Genomic DNA, 22,048 nt, shown 5'->3' with positions numbered 1-22,048 from the left:
GTCGCTGCCGTCTACGGCCGTGGCGCTTGTTCCGGGTCTTCGCGGGCGAGTCGCTGCCGTCTACGGCCGTAGCGCTTGTTCCGGGTCTTCGCGCGCGAGTCGCTGCCCTCTACGGCCGCGGCACGTGTTCCGGTGACCCGTGCTCGCTGCTGCGGGGCGCTCAGGTGAGCGGCAGGTCGATGCCGATCGGGTGCCACAGCCACCAGTGGTCGCCGAGGCCGGTGGACGAGGTCAGCTCGGCGGCCGCCCCGGCCGACGAGAGCGCCCGCAGGTAGGCCGCCGGATCGCTGCCGGCCAGGGCGAGCGGTGGTCGCGCACCGCTGACCCCGAGCGCGTGCAGGGCCGCACGCTGGCGCACCAACTCGTACCGAAGACCGCTCGCGCTCGCCACCGCGTCGATCGCGACGTGCGCCGTTACGTCACAGCTCCCGTCCGGCACCGGCGCCACCTGCCGCCCGTCCCGGAACCCCGCCAGACTCCCGATCAGCGGCCGCTCGTCCCGGCGATGCCCGTAGTCGACACACAGCGCCGCACCCCGCCGCACCCGGCTGACCGCTTCCGCCCAGGCCGCGTCCCGGGGCGCCCCGATCTCCACCCGCCCCGGCCCCGGCCACCACCGGGCCGCCCAGAACACCTCCGCCGGATCCGCCGCCCCGCCCAGCGTCTCCGCGCCGGTGTGCCGGTCGACCAGCACCTTCCGCAGCCGCCCGTGCTCGTCGGACTCCAGGACGTCGAGCGGAACGTTGTCCAGCCACTCGGTCGCCACCAGCAGCCCGGTCACCACCTCCGGCACGTCCCGCCGCCAGCGGATCCCCGGATTCAGCCCGTCCGGCCGCGGCGCCATCTCCACCGCCACCGGCCGCACCCGCCCGGCCAGCCCGGCGGGCAGCATCGCGCACACCGCGCTGAGCAGCTCCCCGCGCCCGGCCCCGACGTCCACCAGATCGAACGCCGCCGGCCGCCCCAGCGCCGCGTCCACCCGCTCGGCAAGCCGAACCAGGGCTCCGGCAAACAGCGGCGAAGCATGCACACTCGTCCGGAAATGATCGGCCGGCCCGGACCGCGGCCGGACGAAGAACCCGTCCGGCCCATAGAGCGCGGACTGCATGGCCAGCCGCCACCCGATCCCCACCACGCCGCCAGCCTAAGCCCGCCCCACCCGACCACCCGGCGGCGACCATGCCCGACCACCCGGCGCCGTGACGAAGTCCGTGGTCTCGGCCGGCCGGCCGTCGGCTTGTGGTGTCGGTCGGTCGCCGTTCGGCTGACGGTCCCGATCGGCCGACCTCAGCTCGCGGTCGCGACTGGCCGGCCGTCGGCTTGTGGTGTCGGTCGGTCGCCGTTCGGCTGACGGTCCCGATCGGCCGACCTCAGCTCGCGGTCGCGACTGGCCGGCCGTCGGCTTGTGGTGTCGGTCGGTCGCCGTTCGGCTGACGGTCCCGATCGGCCGACCTCAGCTCGCGGTCGCGACTGGCCGGCCGTCGGCTTGTGGTGTCGGTCGGTCGCCGTTCGGCTGACGGTCCCGATCGGCCGACCTCAACTCGCGGTCGCGACTGGCCGGCCGTCGGCTCATGGTGTCGGTCGGTCGCCGTTCGGCTGACGGTCCCGATCGGCCGACCTCAACTCGCGGTCGCGACCGGCTCCCCGCAGACCGCGAACCCACCGCATCGCAGTCAGCAGGCAGAACGCAAGATCACGAAGAACGAACCGCAAGATCGTCAGACCCCGCCCTTCCCTGGGGGAGCCCCCGCAAGACAGTGTGGCGGGGATTTCATGATCGGGTGGGGCGGGTTGTGGACGAGGCCGGACTGTGGATGACCGGGAACCGATCCGCCGGGCGTGATCTGGCACGCAGCGTTGGTCGGGCACTCAGCGTCGGGCGGCCTCCGCCGAACGGGGGAGGCGTCGCCGGTGCGGTTGTTCACAGGCGGTTGCTACGGGCGTGTTAAGACGGCGCATACTGGCGCTCGACCGGTACCCCGACATGAGGACTGGATCTGATGAACGTATTGACCGTCGGCGTTGTCGGCGCCGGGCGGGTGGGCGCGGTGCTGGGTGCGGCGTTGCAGCGGGCCGGGCACCGGGTGGTCGCCGCGGCCGCTGTCTCCGCGGGGTCGCGGGAGCGGGCCGCGCGCCTGCTGCCGGGGGCCGCGATCCTGCCCGCCGACGAGGTCGCCCGGGCCGCCGCCGATCTGCTGCTGCTCGCCGTGCCGGACGACGCGCTGCGGAGTGTGGTCGCCGGGCTGGACCGCACCGGGGCGCTGCGGCCGGGGCAGATCGTGGCGCACACCTCCGGGGCTCATGGACTCGACGTTCTGGGCGATGTGAACGGCATGGCCCTGCATCCCGCGATGACCTTCACCGGTGCGGACTCCGACCTGGCCCGGCTGCCGGGCATCGCCTGGGGGGTGACCACCCGGGATCGGGCGTTCGCCACCCGGCTGGTCGCCGATCTGGGTGGCGCGCCGGAGTGGATCGCCGAGGATGCCCGGCCGGTCTACCACGCGGCTCTCGCGCATGGCGCCAATCACCTGGTCACGCTGGTCAACGAGGCGGCTGACACGCTGCGCGCGGCCGGGGTGGAGCAGCCCGACCGGGTGCTCCGGCCGCTGCTGACCGCGGCGCTGGACAACGCGCTGCGGATGGGGGACGCCGCGCTGACCGGGCCGGTGTCCCGCGGCGACGCCGGCACGGTGGCCAAGCACCTGGCCCGGATCCCGGCGCAGGCGGTGCCGGCCTATCTCGCGCTTGCCCGGCGCACCGCGGACCGGGCCCTCGCGGCCGGGCGACTGCGCCCGCAGGACGCCACGGGTCTGCTGGAGATTCTGGATCGAGCCGATGTCGGGAGCCCCGCGTGACCCAGGTTGTGAACACTCGCGCCGAGTTGGCCGCCGCGCTCCCGGACCAAGCGGAGATCGCGGTCGTGATGACCATGGGCGCGCTGCACGAGGGGCACCGGCAGCTGATCCGGGTGGCCCGGGAGCGGTCCGCGTTCGTGGTCGTGACGATCTTCGTGAATCCGCTGCAGTTCGGCCCGAGCGAGGACTTCGAGAAGTATCCGCGGACGCTGGAGGCCGACCTGGAGGCGTGCCGGGCCGAGGGCGCCGCGGTGGTCTTCGCGCCGGGCCGGGACGACGTCTACCCGGGTGGCGCGCCGTCGATCACGATGAACCCGGGGCCGCTCGGCGGGATCCTGGAGGGCGCGAGCCGCCCCGGCCACTTCTCCGGGATGCTCACCGTGGTGGAGAAGCTGATCCGGCTGACCCGGGCGGACGTCGCCTACTTCGGGGAGAAGGACTTCCAGCAGCTGGCGCTGATCCGCCGGATGGTGGTGGACCTGGAGCTGGGCGTCGAGATCGTGGGCGTGCCGACCGTACGGGAAAGCGACGGTCTGGCGCTCAGCAGCCGCAACCGGTATCTGTCGCCGGAGGAGCGGAAGTCCGCTCTGGCCCTGTCTCGCGCGTTGCGCGAGGGCGCGACGCACGCCGATCCCGCGGCGGTCCTGGCCGCCGCCGGGAAGATTCTGACGGAGGAGCCCGGCGTACGCGTCGACTACCTCGAACTGACCGGACCGGATCTGGGCGCCGTCCCGGATGACGGCCCGGCCCGCCTGCTGGTGGCCGCCAAGGTCGGCGCCACCCGTCTGATCGACAACGTCCCGATCGTTCTCCGGAAGGAAGCCTGATGCTCCGCACCATGCTGAAGTCGAAGATTCACCGGGCCACCGTGACGCAGGCCGACCTGCACTACGTGGGCTCGGTGACCGTCGACCTCGACCTGATGGAGGCGGCCGATCTGCTGCCCGGTGAGCAGGTGGCGATCGTCGACGTGACCAACGGGGCGCGGCTGGAGACCTACGTGATCCCGGGCGAGCGGGGCAGCGGCGTGATCGGCATCAACGGTGCCGCCGCGCACCTGGTGCACCCGGGTGACCTGGTCATCCTGATCTCCTACGGGCAGATGGACAACACCGAGGCGCGCGAGTACCAGCCGCGGGTGGTGCACGTGGACGCGGACAACCGGGTGATCGAGCTGGGCACGGACCCGGCCGAGGCGGTCGCGGGCATGGCGGATGACCTGGTGCGGGGAGATCTGACGCTGTCCGCCCGTTGATCTTAGGGTGACTTTCCCGAACGCCGCCGATGAACCGGTCCGATCACCATATGATCGATAAATCGGACATTGGCGGCGTGTGGGAGGGTCCTTCATGCGACACTGGCGTGCCCGACCGGGCCCGGGCCTCGGCTTCGACCTGGCAGCCACGCTGGGTGTGATGCTGCTCGTCGCGGCCGGCTGCGGTAACCCCGGCAACGTCGACGGGGACCTCACCAACGACTGGGGCGCGATGGCCCCGGCGACCGGTTTCGAGCCGGCGGCCGGCACCTGCCACCTGGCCAACTTCGCGGCGACCGGGCCCCGGGCCACCTACGAGGAGGTGGCCTGCTCGGTGCAGCACCGCACCGAGACGGTCCACGTCGGGACCTACACCGGCACGGCCGCGGACGCCGAGCAGCCGCCGGCCGAGACCTCGACCGGGGCGCGGGCGGCATACCGGACCTGCGACGAGAAGACCACGGCGTACGTCGGGGCGCCCTGGCGTACCGGACGGCTCTGGATCGGGGTCACCCACCCGTCCCCGGCGGCCTGGTCCGGCGGGGCCCGCTGGTTCCGTTGCGACGTGGTCGAGCTGGACTCGATCGAGGACAACGGCGCGCTGGTCGAGCGGCAGGGCAGCCTGCGCGGGGCGCTCGCGGCGGCGAACTCCGACCTGGCGCTCGGCTGTTACGCGATCAAGCTGGACGACAGCGGCGCCATCGACACGATGCCGCCGGCCGCCTGCTCGGACAAGCACAACGCCGAGTTCACCGGGGTGTGGGACGCGCCGGACGACGCCTCGTACCCGAAGGGCGACGCCGCCTGGGAGGAGTTCCACGACGGCTGCCGGACCGTGGTGTCCGCGTACACCGGCGTGCCGGACGACAAGAACCTCCAGTACCGCACCGGCGTGGTCTCGCTGCCGGGCAACACCGACGTCTGGGCCCAGGGCGACCGCGGCGTGCGCTGCTATCTGTGGCTGGACGGGGCCGAGCTGACCTCGTCGCTGAAGGGCAAGGGGGCCACGTCCCTGCCAGTCCAGTACAAGTAACGGTGACCACTGATGGTGCCCCCGGCGTGACGGGTGCGCGGGGGCGGAGTGTACTGACACCCATGTCACCTCTCGCGGATCTGCCGGCCCTGCCGCGCCGGCTCGCCGCTGCCGAGCCGGGCTGGACCGAGACCACCGACGTGGTGGTGGTCGGGTCCGGCATCGCCGGGCTGACCGCCGCTCTGCACCTGCGCGAGCAGGGCCTGCACGTCACGGTGGTCACCAAGGTCAACATCGACGACGGCTCCACGCGCTGGGCGCAGGGCGGGATCGCCGCGGTGCTCGACCCGCTGGACACGCCGCAGGCGCATGCCTACGACACCGAGATCGCCGGCGTCGGGCTGTGCGACCCGGAAGCGGTGAAAGCGCTGGTCGAGGAGGGTCCGGCCCGGGTCCGCGAGCTGATCCGCCGGGGCGCCGAGTTCGACCGCAACCCGGACGGCTCGCTGATGCTGACCCGCGAGGGCGGCCACCGGGCGGACCGGATCGTGCACGCCGGCGGCGACGCGACCGGCGCCGAGGTGCAGCGCGCCCTGCACGCCGCGGTCCGCCGCGACCCGTGGATCCGGCTGGTCGAGCACGCCCTGGTGCTCGACCTGCTGCGGGCCGCCGACGGCCGGGCCTGCGGGATCACTCTGCACGTGCTGGGCGAGGGCTCGGAGGACGGGGTCGGCGCGATCCTGGCCCGCGCGGTGGTGCTGGCCACCGGCGGGATGGGGCAGATATTCTCGTCCACCACGAACCCGTCGGTCTCCACCGGCGACGGCGTGGCGCTCGCGCTGCGGGCCGGCGCCGAGGTGACCGACGTGGAGTTCGTCCAGTTCCACCCGACGTCGTTCGTGACCGCGGGGCTCACCTCGGTGCAGCGGCCGCTGATCTCCGAGGCGCTGCGCGGCGAGGGCGCGTACCTGGTCGACGAGAACGGGGAGCGGTTCATGGTCGGCCAGCACGAGCTGGCCGAGCTGGCCCCGCGCGACGTGGTCGCCAAGGGCATCTACCGGGTGCTGCGGGCGACCGGGGCGGACCACGTCTACCTGGACGCCCGGCACCTGGGCCGGGAGTTCCTGGAGCACCGCTTCCCGACCATCATGGCTTCCACCCGGAGCGCCGGGGTGGACCCGGCCACCGAGCTGATCCCGGTCGCGCCGGCCGCGCACTACGCCTCCGGCGGCGTCCGCACCGACCTGCACGGCCGCACCACCATCCCGGGGCTGTACGCCTGCGGCGAGGTGGCCTGCACCGGCGTGCACGGCGCCAACCGGCTGGCCAGCAACTCGCTGCTGGAGGGTCTGGTCTTCGCCAAGCGGATCGCCGACGACATCGGCCGTGACCTGCCGGCCCAGGCCGACCCGGTGCGGATGAACCTGACCCCGGCCTGGGTGGCCGACCCGGCGATCCGCGCCGAGGTGCAGCGCGCCATGACCCGGGGCGCCGGGGTGCTGCGCTCGGCCGACTCGCTGGACACCGCCGCCAAGGAGCTGTCCCGGCTGGCCGAGTCCCGCTCCACGCCGAACACCGCGGCGTGGGAGGCGACCAACCTGCTCACCGTCTCCGCCGCGCTGGTCGCGTCGGCGCGCAGCCGCCGGGAGACCCGCGGCTGCCACTGGCGTGAGGACTACCCGACCGCGGCCGACGAGTGGCGCGGCCACCTGCTCGACTCCATTGCTTCCGACGGCAGCATGACCCAAGACTTCCAGGAGATGGCGTGATCGACTTCGGGTTGGACTTCGCGGAGGTCCAGCGGACCGTGCTCACCGCGCTGGCCGAGGACCTCGGCACGCCGCCCCGCGACGTGACCAGCGAGGCGACCATCCCGGCCGAGCAGGTGGACACCGCCGAGCTGGTGGCCCGGGCCGACGGCGTGGTGGCCGGGCTGCCGGTGGCCGCCGAGGTCTTCGCGGTGACCTCGCAGGGGCACGCCGAGTTCCGGCAGATCACCGGCGAGGGCGACCGGGTGACCCGGGGCGAGGTGCTGGCCGTGGTGACCGGGCCGACCCGGGCGTTGCTCACCGCCGAGCGCACCGCGCTGAACCTGATCAGCCGGCTGTCCGGGGTGGCCACCCACACCCGCAAGTGGGCCGACCAGCTGGCCGGCAGCAAGGCGACGGTGCTGGACACCCGCAAGACCACGCCCGGGCTGCGGTCGCTGGAGAAGTACGCGGTCCGGGTCGGCGGCGGCACCAACAAGCGGATGGGGCTGTACGACGTCGCCATGATCAAGGACAACCACAAGCTGGCGGCCGGCAGCATCACCGCGGCGTACCGGCTGGTCCGGGAGACGTTCCCGGACGTGGACGTGCAGGTCGAGGTGACCACGCTGGCCGAGGCTCGGGAGGCGGTGGAGGCCGGCGCCGGCTTCCTGCTCTGCGACAACATGACGCCGGAGCTGCTCACCGAGGTGGTGGCGGCGATCGGCGGGCGGGCCGAGCTGGAGGCCACCGGGAACCTGACGCTGGCCACCGCCGCGGCGTACGCGGCGACCGGCGTGGATTACCTTTCGGTCGGCGGGCTGACACACTCCTCACCGATCTTGGACATCGCGCTGGATCTGCGACCCCGCTGACCGCGACGCCCGTACGACCTAGGGGTTATCCGTGCTGCTCTGCATTGACATCGGCAACACCAACACCGTGCTGGCCACCTTCGACGGTGACAAGCTGGTGCACAACTGGCGGATCAAGACCGACGCCAACTCGACCGCGGACGAGCTCGGCCTGATGTTCCGCGGCCTGCTGGCCGGGGACGCGGTCGAGATCACCGGGGTGGCGGCCTGCTCCACGGTGCCGGCCGCGCTGCGCAACCTGCGCACGATGCTCAAGCGCTACTACGGCGACGTGCCCAGCGTGATCGTCGAGCCGGGCGTGAAGACCGGGGTGCAGCTGGCCATCGACAACCCCAAGGAGGTGGGCGCCGACCGGGTGGTGAACACGCTGGCCGCGCACGCCCTCTACGGCGGGCCGTCGATCGTGGTCGACTTCGGCACCACCACGAACTTCGACCTGATCAGCGCGAAGGGCGAGTTCCTCGGCGGCGCCTTCGCCCCGGGCATCGAGATCTCCTTCGACGCGCTCGCCGCCCGCGCCGCCCAGCTGCGCAAGGTGGAGCCGACCAAGCCGCGCTCGGTGATCGGCAAGAACACCGTGGAGTGCCTGCAGGCCGGGCTCTACTACGGTTTCGGCGGCCAGGTGGACCGGATCGTCGAGCGGATGATCGAGGAGATCGGCCCGGTCCGCGCGGTGATCGCCACCGGTGGGCTGGCCTGGCTGGTGAAGGACGAGTGCCGCACGCTGACCGCGCACGAGCCGATGATCACGCTGATCGGGCTCCGGATGGTATATGAGCGGAACGTCTGAACCCGGCTGAGTAGGCTTTCCAGGACCTTTCCCGCTTCTCCCACAGGAAGACGTGCCGTGACCGAGCAGAACGCGCCAGTGACTGACCCCGCAGACGACCTACCCGAGCAGATGAAGGTCCGCCGGGCGAAGCGGGACCAGCTGCTGGCCAAGGGCGTCGCGCCCTACCCGGTCACGGTTCCCCGGACCATCACCCTGGCCGAGATCCGCAAGCAGTACGCCGAGCTGCCGACCGACACCGCCACCGGCGACCAGGTCAGCGTGACCGGCCGGGTGATCTTCATCCGGAACGGTGGCAAGCTCTGCTTCGTGACCCTGCGCGAGGGCGACGGCACCGAGCTGCAGGCGATGCTCTCCCTGGACAAGGTCGGCGCCGAGCGGCTGGACGACTGGAAGCGCCTGGTCGACCTGGGCGACCTGGTCGCGGTCACCGGTGAGGTGATCACCAGCCGGCGCGGCGAGCTGTCCGTGCTCGCCGATTCCTGGTCGATGAGCGCCAAGGCGCTGCGCCCGCTCCCGGTCGCGCACAAGCCGCTTTCCGAGGAGACCCGGGTCCGGCAGCGCTATGTCGATCTGATCGTCCGGCCGCAGGCCAGGGACACCGTGCGTACTCGCGCGACCGTGGTGCGTAGCCTCCGTGAGTCGCTGTTCCGCCGCAATTATCTCGAGGTGGAAACGCCGATGTTGCAGTTGCTGCACGGTGGCGCGACCGCTCGTCCGTTTGTGACGCACAGCAACGCGTTGGATACCGATCTTTATCTGCGGATCGCGCCGGAACTGTTTTTGAAGCGCGCGGTGGTCGGCGGCATCGACCGGGTCTTCGAGATCAACAGGAACTTCCGTAATGAGGGTATGGACTCCACCCACTCTCCGGAGTTCGCCATGCTCGAGGCGTATCAGGCGTATGCCGACTACAACGTGATGCAGGTCCAGGTGCGGGAGTGGATTCAGGAGGCGGCGCAGGCGGTCTCCGGCTCGCACGTGGTCACCCACTACGACGGCACCGAGCTCGACCTGGGCGGCGAGTGGAAGCAGATCACCCTGTTCGGCGCGATCTCCGAGGCGCTCGGCGAGGAGGTCACCATCCAGACCGACCTGGCCCAATTGCAGCGGTACGCGGAGAAGGTCCAGCTCGGCGTCGACCCGAAGTGGAGCGCCGGAAAGCTGGCCGAGGAGCTTTTCGAGCACCTGGTGCAGCACACCCTGCAGGCGCCGACATTCGTCCGGGACTACCCGGAGGAGACCGCCCCGCTGACCGCCGCGCACCGCGAGACGCCCGGCCTGACCGAGAAGTGGGACCTGTACGTCGGCGGTTTCGAGCTGGCCACCGCCTATTCCGAGCTGGTCGACCCGGTCGTCCAGCGGGACCGGCTGCACGCCCAGTCGCTGCTGGCCGCCGGCGGTGACGCCGAGGCCATGCAGCTCGACGAGGATTTCCTCCGGGCCATGGAGTACGGAATGCCGCCGACCGGTGGCATGGGAATGGGAATCGACCGGCTGTTGATGGCGCTCACCGGCCTGGGCATTCGGGAAACGATCCTCTTCCCGTTGGTCCGGGCAGAGTAGCCGACGTCAATTATCTGCCCCCGCCATTGACGGGCGATGTCCCCCTGGCGTTATTGTTCTCCCATTGCGTGGGAGAGAACCTGTGTTCGGGAGGATAACGGCGCGTGGCCAAGCAGATCATTCACAAGCTGGTCGATGACATCGACGGCACCGAAGCCGACGAGACAGTGAAGTTCGCTCTCGACGGTATTCAGTACGAGATCGACCTCTCGGAGAAGAACGCCGCGGAATTGCGGGAGGTCTTCGCTCCCTACCTGAGCGCCGGTACCAAGGTGGCCCGCGGCGGTGTGGTCGTCGGTGGCCGCGCGGCGCGTGGCCGGGGCGGCGCGGCGGCCGACCGGGAGCAGAACAAGGCGATTCGGGAGTGGGCCAAGAAGGCCGGTTACGACATCTCCGACCGCGGGCGCATCCCGCAGGAGATCGTCGACGAGTACCACTCGAAGGGCCCCGGCCGGGCCTGAGTTCCACCCGGAGAGGGCGTACCGATCATCGGTACGCCCTCTCCGTGCTTCCCGTACCGTTATCCACAGGCACCGGCGGGTTGTCCACAGGCTGTGGACCGCGGGGATTTCGCTGTCCGCGTACACGTTCGGGTGGGGGAACAGCCGCTGAGCGTGCGAAGTTGGCTAAATCAACGTCGCGGATCGTTTCGAGGGGCTGCGAGGGCCCAGCGGATCCTCCCGGCGGCGATAGAGTTACTGCACGGGTATCACCGATGCCCGTGCGCTGGCCCCGCCAGCTGTTGAGACAGGCTCAGCATTGGCGCACGGCACGTGAGGAGCACGAGGGCATGTTCGAGCGGTTCACCGACCGAGCGCGACGGGTTGTCGTCCTGGCCCAAGAAGAGGCCCGGATGCTCAACCACAACTACATCGGTACAGAGCACATCCTGTTGGGTCTGATCCACGAGGGCGAGGGCGTCGCCGCCAAGGCTCTGGAGAGCCTGGGCATCTCCCTCGAAGGCGTCCGGCAGCAGGTCGAGGAGATCATCGGCCAGGGCCAGCAGGCGCCCAGCGGGCACATCCCGTTCACCCCGCGGGCGAAGAAGGTGCTGGAGCTCTCCCTGCGGGAGGCGCTGCAGCTGGGGCACAACTACATCGGCACCGAGCACATCCTGCTCGGCCTGATCCGGGAGGGCGAGGGCGTCGCCGCCCAGGTCCTGGTCAAGCTCGGCGCCGACCTGAACCGGGTCCGCCAGCAGGTGATTCAGCTGCTCTCCGGCTACCAGGGCAAGGAGCCGGCCGCCGCGGGCACCGCCACCGGCGAGGCCGCGCCGTCCACTTCGCTGGTTCTCGACCAGTTCGGACGCAACCTCACCCAGGCCGCCCGGGAGGGCAAGCTCGACCCGGTCATCGGCCGGGAGAAGGAAATCGAGCGGGTCATGCAGGTGCTGTCCCGCCGGACCAAGAACAACCCGGTGCTGATCGGCGAGCCGGGCGTCGGCAAGACCGCCGTCGTCGAGGGCCTGTCCCAGTCCATCGTCAAGGGCGAGGTGCCCGAGACGCTGAAGGACAAGCAGCTCTACACGCTCGACCTGGGCGCGCTGGTCGCCGGCTCCCGCTACCGCGGTGACTTCGAGGAGCGCCTGAAGAAGGTGCTCAAGGAGATCCGCACCCGCGGCGACATCATCCTGTTCATCGACGAGATCCACACCCTGGTCGGCGCGGGCGCCGCCGAGGGCGCGATCGACGCCGCCTCGATCCTCAAGCCGATGCTGGCCCGCGGCGAGCTGCAGACCATCGGCGCCACCACCCTCGACGAGTACCGCAAGCACCTGGAGAAGGACGCCGCCCTCGAGCGCCGCTTCCAGCCGATCCAGGTCGGCGAGCCGTCGCTGGCGCACACCATCGAGATCCTCAAGGGCCTCCGCGACCGTTACGAGGCGCACCACCGGATCAGCATCACCGACGCCGCCCTGGTGGCCGCCGCGACGCTGGCCGACCGGTACATCTCCGACCGGTTCCTGCCGGACAAGGCGATCGACCTGATCGACGAGGCCGGCGCCCGGATGCGCATCCGCCGGATGACCGCGCCGCCGGACCTCCGTGACTTCGACGAGCGCATCGCCCAGGTCCGCCGCGACAAGGAGTCCGCGATCGACGCGCAGGACTTCGAGCGGGCCGCCCAGCTGCGCGACAAGGAGAAGCAGCTGCTGGGCCAGAAAGCGCAGCGGGAGAAGGAGTGGAAGGCCGGCGACCTGGACGTGGTGTCCGAGGTCGACGACGAGCAGATCGCCGAGGTCCTGGGCAACTGGACCGGCATCCCGGTCTACAAGCTGACCGAGGAGGAGACCTCGCGGCTGCTGCGCATGGAGGACGAGCTGCACAAGCGCGTCATCGGCCAGGAGGACGCGGTCAAGGCGGTCTCCAAGGCGATCCGGCGGACCCGGGCGGGTCTGAAGGACCCGAAGCGGCCGTCCGGCTCGTTCATCTTCGCCGGCCCGTCCGGTGTCGGTAAGACCGAGCTGTCCAAGGCCCTCGCCGAGTTCCTGTTCGGCTCCGAGGACGCGCTGATCCAGCTGGACATGTCCGAGTTCCACGACCGCTACACGGTGTCGCGGCTGGTCGGTGCCCCTCCCGGCTACGTCGGCTACGACGAGGGCGGCCAGCTCACCGAGAAGGTGCGGCGCAAGCCGTTCAGCGTGGTCCTCTTCGACGAGATCGAGAAGGCCCACCCGGACGTGTTCAACACGCTGCTGCAGATCCTGGAGGACGGCCGGCTGACCGACGGCCAGGGCCGCATCGTGGACTTCAAGAACACGGTGATCATCCTGACCACCAACCTGGGCACCCGGGACGTGGCCAAGGCGGTCTCGCTGGGCTTCCAGGCCTCGGAGGACACCGAGAGCAACTACGACCGGATGAAGGTCAAGGTCAACGACGAGCTGAAGCAGCACTTCCGCCCGGAGTTCCTCAACCGCATCGACGACACGATCGTCTTCCACCAGCTGCGCGAGCAGGAGATCCTGCAGATCGTCGACATCTTCACCGCGCGCATCGAGTCCCAGCTGAAGAACAAGGACATGGGCCTCGAGCTGACCGACAACGCCAAGAAGTACCTGGCGAAGAAGGGCTTCGACCCGGTCCTGGGCGCCCGGCCGCTGCGCCGCACCATCCAGCGCGAGCTGGAGGACACCCTGTCCGAGCAGATCCTCTTCAACGAGCTGCGCCCCGGCCAGATCGTCGTCGTGGACTGCGAGGGCGACCCGGCCAACGTGGAGAAGTCCAAGCTGGTCTTCCGCGGCGCCGAGAAGGCGGGTGCGGTGCCCGACGCGGTGCCGGCCGACCTCGGCGCGGCCACCGGCGAGGAGTGACCCGCTAGCACGAGGAAACGGCCCGGCTCTGCCGGGCCGTTTCTCATACCCGGGTACTACGCCGGGATGAGTTCCGCGGGGTGATGTGGGCCGCCCGCGCCGGTCCCTAGGTTCCATCCATGATGACGAATCGCCTCGCGCAGTCGGTGTTCTACAGCTCCGGCCTCGGCGTGGTGAGCGCCGCCAGTCTGGGCCTGGCCGTCCTGGGTCGGCCGGCGACCGCGGCCCGGCTCGCCACCGGCTGGCAGAGCTGGATCGGCCCGCCGGCCGGCCTGCCCGGACGGTTCCGTCCGGCGGCGGCCAACGCGCTGGTCGGGCTGCTGCTCGGTGTCCTCGCGCTGATCCCGCTCGGCTTGGTGCTGGTCTTCGTGGTCCGCGGCATCGGCTACGGCTGGGTCGATCCGGGCCCGTACGACACCGCGTGGGGCGGCCCGACCCTGGCCGGCGCCTGGACGGTGCACTTCCTGGTCGGTGCGGCCCTCGCGGCGGTCGGCCTGGCCGGCCTGGCGGGCATCGCGGCGCTGCACCGGCGCTGGACGGCCCGGCTGGCGGGCCGGCCGGGCGGGGCGTGGGTGCTGCCGGTGGTCGCGGTCGTCTCGGTGGCCGAGGCGGCCTTCTTTATTGCCTGGCTGCACCAGATCTGATCGCCCATCATGGGCGGATGCACGAGATCCGGGCGGTCTACGACGACCACACCATCACCGTCTACCAGGCATATTCGCCGGCCATCGCGGTGCCGGCGGTCGCCGCCGGGCGGTTCGTGCCACCGTTCAAACGGGACCGGATGACCTGGATCAAGCCGTCGTTCCTGTGGATGATGTACCGCTGCGGCTGGGCCACCAAGGAGGGTCAGGAGCACGTGCTCGCGGTGTCGATCACCCGCGAGGGCTTCGAGTGGGCGCTCACCAACGCGGTGCACAGCAGCTACCAGCGTGGCGAGTACCCGAGCCGGGACGCCTGGCAGCGGGCGCTCAGGCGGGCGCCGACCCGGGTGCAGTGGGACCCGGAGCGTGACCTGCGGCTGCGGGAGCTGCCGTACCGGTCGTTGCAGCTGGGCCTCGGTGGCGTGGCGGCGGCCCGCTACGCCGACGAGTGGATCACCGGGATCACCGACGTGACCGGCCTGGTCCGGGAGATCTGCGGGCACCTGGACGCGGGCGACGACGCCCGGGCGGCCGCGCTGCTCCCGCCCGAGCGTCCCTATCCCGCGGTCAGCCGCACCTGACAAAGTAGTTGCCGTCGATGTGGAGAAAGGGTCAGAGGATCTGCCGCTCGACCGGCGGAGCGTCCCCGGCCAGCACGAAGTCGTCCGCGCCGTACGCCTCCACCAGTCCGTCCTCGACCAGCCCGGCCAGCGCCCGGGCGCGCTGCACCTGATCGGTCCAGACCAGGTCCAGGCGCTGCCGGGGGACCGGCCCGGTGGCGTGCCGGAGCACCTCCAGCAGCAGCCCGCGGACCTGCCGGTCGGTGCCGGCGTAGCGCTGCGGCTTGCGGCTGGGCCCCTCCGGCAGCGGCAGCCCGGTCTGCCGCCACGCGCAGACGTCGTGGAACGGGCAGACCCCGCACTTCGGCGCCCGGGCGGTGCAGACGATCGCGCCGAGCTCCATGAACGCGATGCTGGCCCGGGCTGCGCGGGCCGGCTCGGCGGGCAGCAGCTCGGCCATCGCGACCAGGTCGGCGGCGGTGGTCGCCGGGCCGGCGTCCGGCTTGCCCTCGACCGCCCGGCAGACCACCCGCCGGACGTTGGTGTCCACCACCGGGTGGCGCTGGCCGTACGCGAAGGTCGCGACCGCCCGCGCGGTGTAGGTGCCCACCCCGGGCAGCGCGAGCAGCTGGTCGAGATCGTCCGGCACCACCCCGCCGTGCCGTTCGACGATCGCCTGGGCGCAGGCGTGCAGCCGCATCGCCCGTCGCGGATAGCCGAGCCGGCCCCACATCCGGACCGCCTCGGACTGCGGCTCGGCGGCGAGATCGGCCGGCGTGGGCCAGCGGGTCATCCAGGAGCGCCAGGCGGGCTCCACCCGGACCACCGGGGTCTGCTGCAGCATCACCTCACTGACCAGGACACCCCAAGGGGTGGTTTCCGGTTGCCGCCACGCGAGATCGCGGGCGTTGGCGTCGTACCAGGAGATGGCTTCGTCGGCGAGAGTCATAGCAGGACCTACTGTAAGTGGGTGCATGAGCTCGCCATCACCGTCATCGGGCCGGACCGGACCGGCATCGTCGCCGACGTGGCCGAGGCGCTCGCCGCCGTCGGCGCCAACCTGACCGACTCGACGATGACCCGGCTGCGCGGTCACTTCGCGATGACCCTGATCTGCACCGGGCCGCCCGCCGCGGAGGCCGAGCGGGCGCTGGCCGGGATCGGCCTGCTCACCTCGGTGCGCGAGGTCGGTCCGTCCACCGAGGCGACCAACGGCGAGCCGTTCCTGGTCAGCGTGCACGGCGCGGACCGGCTGGGGATCGTCGCCGCGGTCACCCGGGTGGTGGCCGCGGCCGGCGGCAACATCACCGACCTGACCACCCGGCTCACCGGGCCGCTCTACGTGCTGGTCGCCGAGGTGGACCTGCCACCCGGCCGGGCCGACGAGCTGACCGAGCAGCTCGCGGTGGCCGGCGCCGAGCTGGGCGTCGACGTGACGTTGCGACGCGCCGATTCGGAGCTGCTGTGAGGCAGGTGGTGACCGCGCCGGCCGGCGTGCTCAGCACGGTCGCCGCCGAGGTGGACCCGACCGATCCGGAGATCGTCGCGCTGGCCGACGAGCTGGTGGCGATCATGCGGGTGTCGCCGGGCTGCGTCGGCCTGGCCGCCCCGCAGATCGGCGTCTCGGCGAGCGTGTTCTGCGTGGACGTGACCGGGCACCCCAAGGCGGTCACCACGCACGGCGCGTTCGTGCTCTGCAACGCCAAGATCATTGAGGCGAGCCGGTGGCGGCCCGGCCGGGAGGGCTGCATGTCGGTGCCGGACCTGACCGGCGACGTGAAGCGGGCCGGCCGGATCGTGGTGGAGGGGCTGCGGCCGGGCACCGGCGAGGCGGTCACGCTGACCACCGACGCCTTCGAGGCACGGGCGGTGCAGCATGAGATCGATCACTGCGCCGGAAAGCTCTTCCTCGATCGGGTGGCCGGTGCGCACGCGATTTATCAGCGCAAGGTCTATCTCTAACGAACGATACGTGAGTTGGTGTCGGTTGCCCGGCGCGTCGCGCGCCCCACGCGCCGGGTCCGGGTCTACGGTGGCCACATCATGCGTACGACGGTTGGTTCCCTCCCACCCGCGGTCTACTGGCGGCGGCGCGCAGTCGTGCTCGGCGCCCTGCTGCTGGGCATCATCGTGTGGTTCGTGGCGTGCTCCCATGGGGACGACACCAAGCCGGACACCAAGAACGCGTCGTCCTCGCTCCCGACGCCGGCTCCGGCCTCCCCGTCGGCTGCGGCGTCGCCCACCCCGAGCGGCCTGCTCGACTCGGCGCCGCCCGGCGGCCCGGCCTATCCGGACCCGGACGCCGCGCAGTCCCAGCAGGCGCTGCCCGGTGACGACGGCGGTCTGCTGCCCACCACCGCGAGTTCGAACGGGACCGGCAGCAACACCAACGTCAACGTGCCGGCCGACGGCTCCTGCGCGGACACCGAGATGCTGGTGACGCCGGTGCCGGCGACCACCTCGGCCAAGCGCGGCGCGCCCCTGGCGATCACCTTGAAGATCAAGAACATCGGTACGCGGACCTGCACCCGGGACGTCGGCGCCGACCCGCAGGAGCTCTACCTCGACCAGGGCGCGCAGAAGGTCTGGTCGTCGGACAAGTGCAGCACGGCCAAGGGCAGCGACGTGCAGTCGTTCGCGCCGGGCGCCGAGCGGCAGTGGAACATCACCTGGAACGGCCGGCAGTCCAGCGCGTGCAGCGGCTCGGTCGCGTCCGGGCCGGCCCTGGAGCCCGGGCAGTACCAGCTGCGCGGCCGCCTGGACCAGATCCTCAGCAAGCCGGTCACCGTGACCATCACCGCCTGATCCACGGTTGGTCGCGGCCCTCGAGCTCTATCTGGACGTCGACGCCACCCGGCGGGTCCGGACGCTGTGGCGTGCCCTGGAGACGGAGGGCATCCCGACCCTGGGCTCGCTGCACCAGAAGCACCGGCCGCACGTGTCGCTCGCGGCGGCCCGGACGATCGACCCGGTGGCCGCGGCCGAGGCGCTCGACGGGCTGGCCGTCGGGCGCGGGCTCACCCTGCGGATGGATTTCGCCGGGCAGTTCGTCGGCCGGGTGCTCTGGCTCGGCGTCACCGTGACCGGGGCGTTGCTGGACCACCATCGGGCGGTGCACGAGCGGCTGGCCGCGGGCGGCGTGCCGATCTGGGAGCAGTACCAGCCGGGCCGGTGGGTGCCGCACTGCACGGTGTCGCTGCGGGTGCCGAACCCGATGATGGCCCCGGCGATCCGCCGCTGCCTGGAGATCCTGCCGCTGACCGCGACGGTGACCGGGGCGGCGATCGCGGACCACGCCAACGACATCGCGCATCCGCTGTAGCACGACGGGGCCGGGCGATGCCCGGCCCCGCCGCGTTTCACACTGGTCAGGCGGTGTGCCGGCCCTTGCGCGCCTGCCGTCCGACGACCACCAGGCCGCCGCCGACCAGGACGAAGCCGATCGCGTACCAGATCAGGCTCATCGAGTCGGAGCCGGTCAGCGCGAGGGCGGGCTCGGTGCTGGTGCTCGGGCTGGGCGTGGCGGTCACCGGGACGACCGGGGCCGCCGACGACGGCTCCTGGGTGACCGGGACCGTGGTGGGTTCGGTGGTGGGCTCGGTGGTCGGCGCCGTCGTAGGAGCGGTGGTCGGCGCCGTGGTGGGAGCCGTGGTCGGTGCGGCGGTCGTGGCCGTGGGCGTCGGCGTGGCACAGCCGGACGGCTTGGTCCACGTGCCGGTGCTGGTGGTGAACGTGTTGTCCCGCACCTTCACGGTCGTCCCGGCCGCGGCGGAGCTCTCGGCGGACTGACCGGGACGGACCCGGATCCGCTTGCCGTCCAGCACGAAGACCGCATCCACGCCGGCGGTGGCCGCGTTCGCCATCCGGATGGTGAGCGTGCCCGTGCAGTCGCTGCCGAAGGTCACCGCCGGCTTCGGCGAGCAGCCGCCCTCGCCGCCGTTGTACCAGGCCCGGCCGCCGCTCGACCGGCTGCCGATCCCGGACGGCGAACCGAGCTTGGCGTCGCCGTACTGGGTCTCCGGGCCGGTGATCTCGTTCAGCACCGAGGCGCCGAAGACCGTGTCGACCTGGGTGAAGCAGCCGGGCACCCGGACCTCCAGGGCGACGCTGCCGTGGTCGGCGTCGATCCGCCCGGTCACCGCGTCGTAGACGAACTGCGGCGTCGCGTAGGTCTTCTTCGGCGCGGTGTAGGACACCAGCGAGAAGTCCTGCGCCTCGCCGGCACAGAGCGGCTTCACCGCGGTGATCACGGCGGTGCCGCCGGGGCCGTCGAAGGTGTGCCGGTAGGTCGCGTCCGCCGCGCTGACGCACGACTGGTGCGAGACGCCGGCGTTGGCGGCCGGCGAGATCCCGGCGAACGCGGCGGTGGCGACGGCGGCGCCACCGAGAACGAGCATGACACGGCGCAAGGCGAATGCCCCCCACTCATCGGGTCGGGGGCGGTCTCACCACTGACTCCCCGGGCCGCCACGCGGTGACCGATTCAAGCTCGGCCCGGATCACTATCTCCCCATATCTGGGTGCTCGCGGCGATTCGTCCGCGGCGGGACCAGGTTAGGACGTGGCGTGGCGGAACGGAAGAGGTCATCACGGAACGTGATGTCGACCATCGGCAAATGGCGCCGGGTCCGTACCCGAAGCGGGGTCTTCAGGGGCTATTGTCCGGAAAATTGATCGCGGATTCGCGGGGCTCCGGGCGGCTGTGACAGACAGTCATGCTGGTCGCGGCAACAGAAACCCCTCGAAAGAGGTTCATCTTCGGTACGCGGAGAGCCGCTCGCTCAGACGTAACGCTCGAGGATCGACGCCTCGGCGAGCCGGGACAGCCCCTCCCGCACGCCACGCGCCCGCGCGTCCCCGACGCCCTCCACCGCCTGCAGATCCTCGACCGTGGCCCCGAGCAGCCGCTGCAGGCTGCCGAAGTGATCCACCAGCCGGTCCACGATCTGCGCGGGCAGCCGCGGCACCTTGGCCAGCAGCCGGAACCCGCGCGGCGACACCGCCGCGTCCAGCGCGTCGGAGGCGCCCGGATAGCCGATCGCCTTGGCCACCGCGACCAGGTCGATCATCTCGGTGGCGGTGAGCAGGTCCAGCTCGACCAGCGCCTCGTCGAGGGTGCGCGCCTTGCGCCCGGTGGGCAGATAGTCCCGGATCACCAGGGTGCGGTCGGCGTCGACGCCGGCCATCAGCTCGTCGAGCTGCAGGGCGAGCAGGCGGCCGTCGGTGCCCAGCTCCACCACGTAACCCGAGATCTCGTCGGCGATCCGGCGGACCATCTCCAGCCGCTGCACCACCGAGACCGCGTCCCGGACGGTGACCAGGTCCTCGATCTCCAGGGCGGACAGCGTGCCGGACACCTCGTCCAGCCGCAGCTTGTAACGCTCCAGGGTGGCCAGTGCCTGGTTGGCCCGGGACAGGATGGCGGCCGAGTCGTCCAGGACGTGCCGCTGCCCGTTCACATAGAGCCCGATGATGTGCATCGACTGGCTCACCGAGATCACCGGAAAACCGGACTGTTTCGCCACCCGCTCCGCGGTGCGGTGCCGGGTGCCGGACTCCTCCGACGGGATCGACGGGTCGGGCATCAGGTGCACCGCGGCCCGGACGATGCGGGTGCCGTCGCTGGAGAGCACCACGGCGCCGTCCATCTTGCACAGCTCGCGCAGCCGGGTGGCGGAGAACTCCACGTCCAGCGGGAAGCCGCCGGTGCAGATGGTCTCGACGACCGAGTCGTAACCCAGCACGATCAGCGCACCGGTGCGGCCGCGCAGGATCCGCTCCAGGCCGTCGCGCAGGGCGGTGCCGGGCGCCATCAAGGCAAGGTTGGCCCGGATCGGATCGCTGGCGCCCCCGGTGAGGCCGATGCCGGTCAGCGGGGCAACCGCGCGGTGGCCCGCGCCGTTGACGCCGGGGCGCGGCGTTGAACTGGCGGCGGACTTGGAACCATCGCGGTCGAGCGGCACCGGTACAGTCTACGAACCTTCATCACGGGCAACGAGGCATGGTTCGATGAATGCTCCGTAGCGTGATGAATCGTCACTCTGGGTCACCGCGCGCTGTGCTCGGCCGAGGCACGGGCCGCATTTTGCAAGGCGGACCGCAGGTCGCCGACCTCGATCACCTCCATGCCCTTGGGCGCGCCGGCCTCGCCGCTGAGGCTGCCCGGCGGCACCAGGGCCACCCGGAAGCCGAGCCGGGCCGCCTCGGCCAGCCGCCGGCCGATCGCGCTCACCCGGCGGATCTCCCCGGTCAGCCCGACCTCGCCGATCGCCACCAGGGTCGGCGCCATCGCCAGGTCCAGCCCGCCGGATGCGACCGCCAGGGCCATCGCCAGGTCGGCCGAGGGCTCGGTGAGCCGGATGCCGCCCACGGTGGCCGCGAACACCTCACGGTTGTAGAGCTTGATCTGCTTGGTGCGGCGCTCCAGCACGGCCAGCACCATGGCCAGCCGGGCACTGTCGAGGCCGGACACGGTGCGCCGGGGCGAACCCTGCACCTCCGCCCCGATCAGCGCCTGCACCTCGGTGACCAGCGCCCGCCGGCCCTCCATCGCGACCGTCACGCAGGTGCCCGGGACCGGCTCCTGATAGCGGGTGAGGAAGAGCCCGGACGGGTCGGGCAGGCTGCTGATCCCGCCCTCGTGCATCTCGAAGCAGCCCACCTCGTCGGCCGCGCCGAACCGATTCTTCACCCCGCGGACCAGGCGCAGCGCCGAGTGCTTGTCGCCCTCGAAGTGCAGCACCACGTCGACCAGGTGCTCCAGCACCCGGGGGCCGGCCACCTGACCGTCCTTGGTGACGTGACCGACCAGGACGGTGGCGATGCCGCGCTCCTTGGCGATCGAGACCAGCGCCGCGGTGACCGCGCGGACCTGGGTCACGCCGCCGGGCACGCCCTCGGTGCCGGGCGCCGAGACGGTCTGCACCGAGTCGAGCACCAGCAGGCCCGGCTTGACCGCGTCGAGGTGCCCGATCACCGTGCCCAGATCGTTCTCCGCGGCCAGGAAGAGGCGCTCGTGCAGCGCGCCGAGCCGCTCCGCCCGCAGCCGGACCTGGCTCACCGACTCCTCGCCGCTGACCACCAGCGACGGGGTGCCGGCGCCGGTCGCCCACTGCTGGGCCACATCGAGCAGCAGCGTCGACTTGCCCACCCCGGGCTCGCCGGCCAGCAGCACCACCGCGCCGGGCACCAGGCCGCCGCCGAGCACCCGGTCCAGCTCGCTGACCCCGGACGGCACGGCCCGCGCGGGCGCGGCGCTGATCTGCGAGATCGGCCGGGCCGGCTCGCTCGGCATGCGGGAGCTGACCACCCGGCCGGAGACGCCGACGGACACGGTGGACTCGATGACCGAGCCCCACTCACCGCACTCCGGGCAGCGACCCAGCCATTTCGGCGGCTGGTGGCCGCAGGCGTCGCAGACGTAGGCGGGCCGGGCGGCCTTGGCACTGGTTCGCGAGGATGTCACC

At 71.6% G+C, this 22,048-nt stretch carries 21 protein-coding genes; 16 read left to right on the top strand and 5 right to left on the bottom strand.

Annotated elements, in window-relative coordinates; all coding sequences use genetic code 11:
• Nucleotides 1-160 precede the first annotated feature (160 nt).
• Nucleotides 161-1,132 (bottom strand): SAM-dependent methyltransferase, encoded by a 972-nt coding sequence (locus tag BJY16_RS06290; RefSeq protein ID WP_239177464.1) that lies wholly within the window; start codon nucleotides 1,130-1,132, stop codon nucleotides 161-163.
• An 868-nt stretch (nucleotides 1,133-2,000) separates the two neighbouring features.
• Here BJY16_RS06290 and BJY16_RS06285 point away from each other — a divergent pair.
• The 12 genes from BJY16_RS06285 to BJY16_RS06230 all read left to right on the top strand — a co-directional run bounded on the left by BJY16_RS06285 (nucleotide 2,001) and on the right by BJY16_RS06230 (nucleotide 14,603).
• Nucleotides 2,001-2,858, top strand: a complete 858-nt coding sequence (locus BJY16_RS06285) for a Rossmann-like and DUF2520 domain-containing protein (protein WP_185038167.1) — start codon at nucleotides 2,001-2,003, stop codon at nucleotides 2,856-2,858.
• Complete coding sequence (gene panC, locus BJY16_RS06280; RefSeq protein WP_185038166.1) at nucleotides 2,855-3,685, top strand: pantoate--beta-alanine ligase; 831 nt, start codon at nucleotides 2,855-2,857, stop codon at nucleotides 3,683-3,685. Before BJY16_RS06285 ends, panC begins: the two co-directional genes overlap by 4 nt.
• Entirely contained in the window at nucleotides 3,685-4,113 is a 429-nt protein-coding gene (gene panD / locus BJY16_RS06275) for an aspartate 1-decarboxylase (protein ID WP_185038165.1), read from the top strand. Before panC ends, panD begins: the two co-directional genes overlap by 1 nt.
• A 94-nt stretch (nucleotides 4,114-4,207) precedes the next feature.
• Nucleotides 4,208-5,146, top strand: coding sequence for a septum formation family protein (locus tag BJY16_RS06270; RefSeq protein WP_185038164.1), 939 nt, complete (start codon nucleotides 4,208-4,210; stop codon nucleotides 5,144-5,146).
• 62 nt (nucleotides 5,147-5,208) lie between these two features.
• Nucleotides 5,209-6,855, top strand: a complete 1,647-nt coding sequence (locus BJY16_RS06265; RefSeq protein WP_185038163.1) for an L-aspartate oxidase — start codon at nucleotides 5,209-5,211, stop codon at nucleotides 6,853-6,855.
• Nucleotides 6,852-7,709 (top strand): carboxylating nicotinate-nucleotide diphosphorylase, encoded by an 858-nt coding sequence (nadC, locus tag BJY16_RS06260; protein ID WP_185038162.1) that lies wholly within the window; start codon nucleotides 6,852-6,854, stop codon nucleotides 7,707-7,709. Before BJY16_RS06265 ends, nadC begins: the two co-directional genes overlap by 4 nt.
• A gap of 31 nt (nucleotides 7,710-7,740) precedes the next feature.
• Nucleotides 7,741-8,499, top strand: coding sequence for a type III pantothenate kinase (locus BJY16_RS06255; protein ID WP_185038161.1), 759 nt, complete (start codon nucleotides 7,741-7,743; stop codon nucleotides 8,497-8,499).
• 57 nt (nucleotides 8,500-8,556) lie between these two features.
• Nucleotides 8,557-10,065, top strand: a complete 1,509-nt coding sequence (gene lysS, locus BJY16_RS06250; protein WP_185038160.1) for a lysine--tRNA ligase — start codon at nucleotides 8,557-8,559, stop codon at nucleotides 10,063-10,065.
• A 104-nt stretch (nucleotides 10,066-10,169) separates the two neighbouring features.
• A complete protein-coding gene (locus BJY16_RS06245; protein ID WP_185038159.1) occupies nucleotides 10,170-10,526 on the top strand; it encodes a histone-like nucleoid-structuring protein Lsr2 in 357 nt (118 codons plus the stop codon).
• 329 nt (nucleotides 10,527-10,855) lie between these two features.
• Nucleotides 10,856-13,378 carry an ATP-dependent Clp protease ATP-binding subunit gene (locus BJY16_RS06240; RefSeq protein WP_185038158.1) on the top strand — a complete coding sequence of 841 codons (2,523 nt, stop codon included), beginning with the start codon at nucleotides 10,856-10,858 and terminating at the stop codon, nucleotides 13,376-13,378.
• 119 nt (nucleotides 13,379-13,497) lie between these two features.
• A complete protein-coding gene (locus BJY16_RS06235; protein ID WP_185038157.1) occupies nucleotides 13,498-14,022 on the top strand; it encodes a hypothetical protein in 525 nt (174 codons plus the stop codon).
• A gap of 17 nt (nucleotides 14,023-14,039) precedes the next feature.
• Nucleotides 14,040-14,603 carry a DUF4291 domain-containing protein gene (locus tag BJY16_RS06230; RefSeq protein WP_185038156.1) on the top strand — a complete coding sequence of 188 codons (564 nt, stop codon included), beginning with the start codon at nucleotides 14,040-14,042 and terminating at the stop codon, nucleotides 14,601-14,603.
• Between the two features lie 31 nt (nucleotides 14,604-14,634).
• On the opposite strand, the gene BJY16_RS06225 is transcribed toward BJY16_RS06230, so the two are convergent.
• Entirely contained in the window at nucleotides 14,635-15,531 is an 897-nt protein-coding gene (locus BJY16_RS06225; RefSeq protein WP_185038155.1) for an iron-sulfur binding domain-containing protein, read from the bottom strand.
• 21 nt (nucleotides 15,532-15,552) lie between these two features.
• Between BJY16_RS06225 and BJY16_RS06220 the strand changes: the two genes are divergently transcribed.
• From BJY16_RS06220 to BJY16_RS06205, 4 genes are all read left to right on the top strand, one after another.
• A complete protein-coding gene (locus tag BJY16_RS06220; protein WP_185038154.1) occupies nucleotides 15,553-16,050 on the top strand; it encodes a glycine cleavage system transcriptional repressor in 498 nt (165 codons plus the stop codon).
• Nucleotides 16,047-16,544 carry a peptide deformylase gene (locus tag BJY16_RS06215; protein ID WP_185038153.1) on the top strand — a complete coding sequence of 166 codons (498 nt, stop codon included), beginning with the start codon at nucleotides 16,047-16,049 and terminating at the stop codon, nucleotides 16,542-16,544. The genes BJY16_RS06220 and BJY16_RS06215 overlap by 4 nt, the downstream gene beginning before the upstream one ends.
• Nucleotides 16,545-16,625: 81 nt before the next feature.
• Nucleotides 16,626-17,387, top strand: coding sequence for an adhesin (locus tag BJY16_RS06210; RefSeq protein ID WP_185038152.1), 762 nt, complete (start codon nucleotides 16,626-16,628; stop codon nucleotides 17,385-17,387).
• A gap of 7 nt (nucleotides 17,388-17,394) precedes the next feature.
• Nucleotides 17,395-17,904 (top strand): 2'-5' RNA ligase family protein, encoded by a 510-nt coding sequence (locus tag BJY16_RS06205; protein ID WP_185038151.1) that lies wholly within the window; start codon nucleotides 17,395-17,397, stop codon nucleotides 17,902-17,904.
• A 46-nt stretch (nucleotides 17,905-17,950) separates the two neighbouring features.
• Here the strand turns inward: BJY16_RS06205 and BJY16_RS06200 are convergent, their stop codons facing one another.
• From BJY16_RS06200 to radA, 3 genes are all read right to left on the bottom strand, one after another.
• Nucleotides 17,951-18,979 carry a hypothetical protein gene (locus BJY16_RS06200; RefSeq protein ID WP_185038150.1) on the bottom strand — a complete coding sequence of 343 codons (1,029 nt, stop codon included), beginning with the start codon at nucleotides 18,977-18,979 and terminating at the stop codon, nucleotides 17,951-17,953.
• Between the two features lie 384 nt (nucleotides 18,980-19,363).
• On the bottom strand, nucleotides 19,364-20,455 hold the full coding sequence (gene disA / locus BJY16_RS06195; protein WP_221502353.1) for a DNA integrity scanning diadenylate cyclase DisA: 1,092 nt from the start codon (nucleotides 20,453-20,455) through the stop codon (nucleotides 19,364-19,366).
• Between the two features lie 173 nt (nucleotides 20,456-20,628).
• Complete coding sequence (gene radA, locus BJY16_RS06190; RefSeq protein WP_185038148.1) at nucleotides 20,629-22,047, bottom strand: DNA repair protein RadA; 1,419 nt, start codon at nucleotides 22,045-22,047, stop codon at nucleotides 20,629-20,631.
• Between the last annotated feature and the right edge of the window lies 1 nt (nucleotide 22,048).

The sequence above is a fragment of the Actinoplanes octamycinicus genome (genome assembly GCF_014205225.1).
Lineage (GTDB): Bacteria > Actinomycetota > Actinomycetes > Mycobacteriales > Micromonosporaceae > Actinoplanes > Actinoplanes octamycinicus.
The sequence above is the reverse complement of the archived record's forward strand: the minus strand, read 5'-3'. Positions and strand labels throughout refer to the sequence as shown.